The following is a 1,614-nucleotide window of genomic DNA, read 5'->3' on the forward strand; positions in this document are numbered from 1 at the left end:
CCGGGGAAGACCGAGGCCCAGCGCGCCGCCTACATCGACGGCGCCTACGTCGTTCGCCAGCGCGTCGCGAACGACTACCTCGAAGTCGAGGACGATCTCCAGGATCTCCTCGCAGCTCGACTTGAGGTAGGATCAGGTTCGTGGGCCGACGCCGACCCCGAGGAGAACCGAGATGCAACCGAAACTCGACAAGCTGCAAGACCTGCCTTTGGCGCACCTGAAGGCCCATCCGGAGATCATCACCGACCTCCTCGATGGCGATGCAGACATCTCTGTGCTGCTGCAAAAGCATGGCGACAGAGTGCGGTTCGGGGCCACCAGAACGTACTCGAAAGAGGCGATCCGGATCGTCGACGAGGCTCGTGCCGAGCACGCCGAGAGAAAACGGCAAGGGTACGGCCGGAGTGACGCGCTGGCGGACTTCGAGTCTTTCCAGCGAGAGCTCGGGCGGGTGAAGTGATAGGTGGTCACGACCACGCTACGAGCCGTACCCGACACCAACATCCTGCTCGCCGCGGAGCTCAGCGCAGGCCCCTCCAGCCCCAACAGGGAATTGTTCGAGCGCTGGAAGGCCGGGGCGTTCACGATCCTCTTCTCACAGGACACGCTCCTCGAGTACACCGAGAAGCTTCTCGAGAAGGCGATCCCCGAGGCTGCCATCAAGGATTTCCTGCGGTCACTCGTCGAGCTCGGCGTCGAAGTCTACATCGCGCACTTCCATATGCCCGTCTACCCTGTCGACGCTGACGACATCGCCTTCCTGCTGTGTGCCGACAACGGAAGAGCAACGCATCTCGTCAGCTACGACCGACATCTCACCGCGGTGAGCCGGCATTACTCCTTCAAGACCTGCGACACGCTTTCGTTTCTCGAGGACCTTCGCCAAGCCCTCAGCAGCATGGAGGTTTGAATGCGTTAAGGTGCCACGCGAATCGGCAACGAATCAGCGACACTGGCCAACTCGTGTTGCCTGCAAGGGCCTTCCCCTCGCCGCGCACCGCCACGAGGCGGCGTTCCTCGCCGTCGTGCTTCCAGGAAGGCGCTGAGATCGGCTGGCCGAGCACGATTTCCAGTACCTTCCGCAACTCGTAGGCGCACCTCGCCACGGCCACGCGCGAGGCGACGAAGCCGGGAGGGGACTGAGGACTGAGACTCGACCGGTGAGCTGTGACCGGCCAGCGACCGACGTTACCCGGGCGCCCTTGCCGGACCTGCTCTGCCATATGGCAGCGCGGCATTCGCCGGGACGAAAGGCCGAGGCGGCGGAAAGCAGCCGGGCGGGAATGCCGCCTCGAGATTCCCGGCGCGGAGGCTGGCAGCTGCCTCTCGGTAGGCCTCGACGAAGAGCCGGTAGGCTTCCTTCATTTGCTTTCGGAGCGCCTTGGTCGCGGCGTGGACCGCCGGTGCCGGAGATTTCTTGGTGTGGTTCGGGCGATCATGTGGGTGCTGCTTACGGATCGCCTCGACGCCAAGCGGTGCACGGGCCATGATGCCGATGGCGATGCTCCGGAAGTGCCCCGCGCCGGGGAAGACCGAGGCCCAGCGCGCCGCCTACATCGACGGCGCCTACGTCGTTCGCCAGCGCGTCGCGAACGACTACCTCGAAGTCGAGGA

General features: G+C 64.4%; 2 protein-coding genes. Both read left to right on the top strand.

Features of this window, described 5'->3' with window-relative positions; all coding sequences use genetic code 11:
- The first annotated feature begins 172 nt into the window (after positions 1–172).
- Positions 173–460 carry a hypothetical protein gene (locus GY769_19955; protein MCP4204196.1) on the top strand — a complete coding sequence of 96 codons (288 nt, stop codon included), beginning with the start codon at positions 173–175 and terminating at the stop codon, positions 458–460.
- Between the two features lie 3 nt (positions 461–463).
- Complete coding sequence (locus tag GY769_19960) at positions 464–910, top strand: PIN domain-containing protein (GenBank protein MCP4204197.1); 447 nt, start codon at positions 464–466, stop codon at positions 908–910.
- The last annotated feature ends 704 nt before the right edge of the window (positions 911–1,614 follow it).

The organism is bacterium (assembly GCA_024224155.1).
Taxonomy (GTDB): Bacteria; Acidobacteriota; Thermoanaerobaculia; order Multivoradales; family JAHEKO01; genus CALZIK01.

Coding starts and splice junctions, on each gene's coding strand:
- GY769_19955 (MCP4204196.1), top strand. CDS start 173: ATGCAACCGAAACTCGACAAGCTGCAAGACCTGCCTTTGGCGCACCTG.